At 58.3% G+C, this 1,769-nt stretch carries 2 protein-coding genes; both read left to right on the top strand.

Translation table 11 applies throughout. From position 1 onward, the window contains the following. Positions 1-402 precede the first annotated feature (402 nt). Entirely contained in the window at positions 403-1,374 is a 972-nt protein-coding gene (locus ABYB95_RS22915; RefSeq protein ID WP_372662481.1) for an IS5 family transposase, read from the top strand. 170 nt (positions 1,375-1,544) lie between these two features. After that, positions 1,545-1,769, top strand: a 225-nt coding sequence (locus ABYB95_RS22910; protein WP_372662478.1) for an Rv2993c-like domain-containing protein, incomplete at its 3' end; no start/stop codon positions are given.

Here is a 1,769-nt window from a genome sequence, read left to right as displayed (position 1 = left end):
GCATCTAAGAGTGGTGACTAAAAATCAGCGCATACAATTACTATCACTGTATTAGTTGTTGTCTCGGCAGTCGTATTTCCGTCGGCCATGAGATGCGAGCGGGGCGCCTTGGTGCTCAATGGATTTGCGGGAGGATTGTCTGCATATGGGATTTTGTCGCTATTGATATCTAAAGTTGCAAAGCGATTATTGGATGGTAAAAAAAATCCAATGACACTTGATGTGTTGGGTGGAGCAAGGTGGAGCATTCGAATTTACTCTTCAGGTTTTATTTTTTGAGCTACGTTTGACATCCCGCGTCTATGTTTAATGAAACGCGTTGGCAACGAGGTTAGGGAGGCCCTGCAAAACCTCCCGCTCTTTGAACTGGCAAGCGGCATGACGTGAGGAGAAGATAGGGGCATGAACCAAATCACGCTGGGGCTGGATCCGCTCCACAAGAAGACGCGGAAGGAAGTGTTTCTTGAAGAGATGAACAAGGTCGTGCCGTGGCAGGCCTTGGTCGCACTCATCCAGCCGCATGCCCGCGGCGCGCACCAGGCTCTGGGTGGGCGCCCACCGTTTGCAGTGGAGACCATGCTTCGCATCCACTGCCTGCAGCTGTGGTGGAACCTCAGCGATCCGGCGATGGAAGAAGAGCTGCACGAGCGCCCCTTGTACCGCCGCTTCGTTGGTCTGGACGGCGCAGCGCGCCTGCCAGATGAGAGCACCATCCTGCGCTTTCGCCACCTGCTGGAGAAACACCAGCTCGCCCCTCAGGTGCTGGCCACCATCAATGCCGGGCTGGCCCATCAAGGGCTGTTGCTCAAGACCGGCACCGTGGTGGACGCCACCATCATTGCCGCGCCCAGCTCGACCAAGAACAGCAGCGGTGAGCGCGATCCCGAAATGCACCAGACCAAGAAGGGCAACCAATGGCACTTCGGCATGAAGGCGCACATTGGCGTGGACGCCGATTCGGGTCTGGTGCACAGCGTGGTGGGCACGGCGGCCAACGTCAACGACGTGACACAAGCCGGCGCGCTGGTGCATGGAGAAGAGAGCGATGTGTTCGCTGACGCGGGCTACCAAGGTGTGGCCAAGCGCGAAGAGACGCAGGGCATCGAGGCGAACTGGCATGTGGCCATGCGTCCGGGCAAGCGCAAGGCACTGGACAAGAGCACTCCCATGGGCGAGATCATGGACAAGCTGGAGCAGACCAAGGCGCGCATCCGGGCGAAGGTGGAGCACCCGTTTCGGGTGATCAAGCAGCAGTTCGGTCATGCCAAGGTGCGATACCGGGGGCTGGCCAAGAACACAGCGCGCCTGACGATGCTGTTTGCGCTGAGCAATCTGTGGATGGCGCGCAGGCAGATCTTGAGGTTGCAGGGGTGAGTGCGTCTGCACCCCGGAGATGCCCTGCGAGTCAGGTCCAAGCGGCCGCAGACAGCCGAAATTCGGCTTTGGAAACGATCCGAATTCGACTTCAACGTCGACATCCGAAATCCATCGCCTCAGCTCACGCTGCGGTGGGGGTTGTGCAGACCTTCCCTAGGAGGACTGTTTTGAAAATTGTCAAATTCAATCACGGTGGCAACGAGCGCTTTGGTTCGCTGATCGACCCACAGACCGTTCGAGCGATGAGCGGGTCCCCCTTTGAGGGGCCGATCGAGCTGACGGACGAGTCCTGGCCCCTCGCCGACCTCGAACTGTTGGCCCCAACGGTGGCCCATCCCAGAATCTTTGGTATCGGGCTCAACTACAAGTCGCACATTCTGGAAACCGGCCGT

This window comes from Hydrogenophaga sp. (genome assembly GCF_041633695.1).
Lineage (GTDB): Bacteria > Pseudomonadota > Gammaproteobacteria > Burkholderiales > Burkholderiaceae_C > Hydrogenophaga.
This window is presented reverse-complemented; position numbering and strand designations above follow the sequence as displayed.

Coding starts and splice junctions, on each gene's coding strand:
- ABYB95_RS22915 (WP_372662481.1), top strand. CDS start 403: ATGAACCAAATCACGCTGGGGCTGGATCCGCTCCACAAGAAGACGCGG.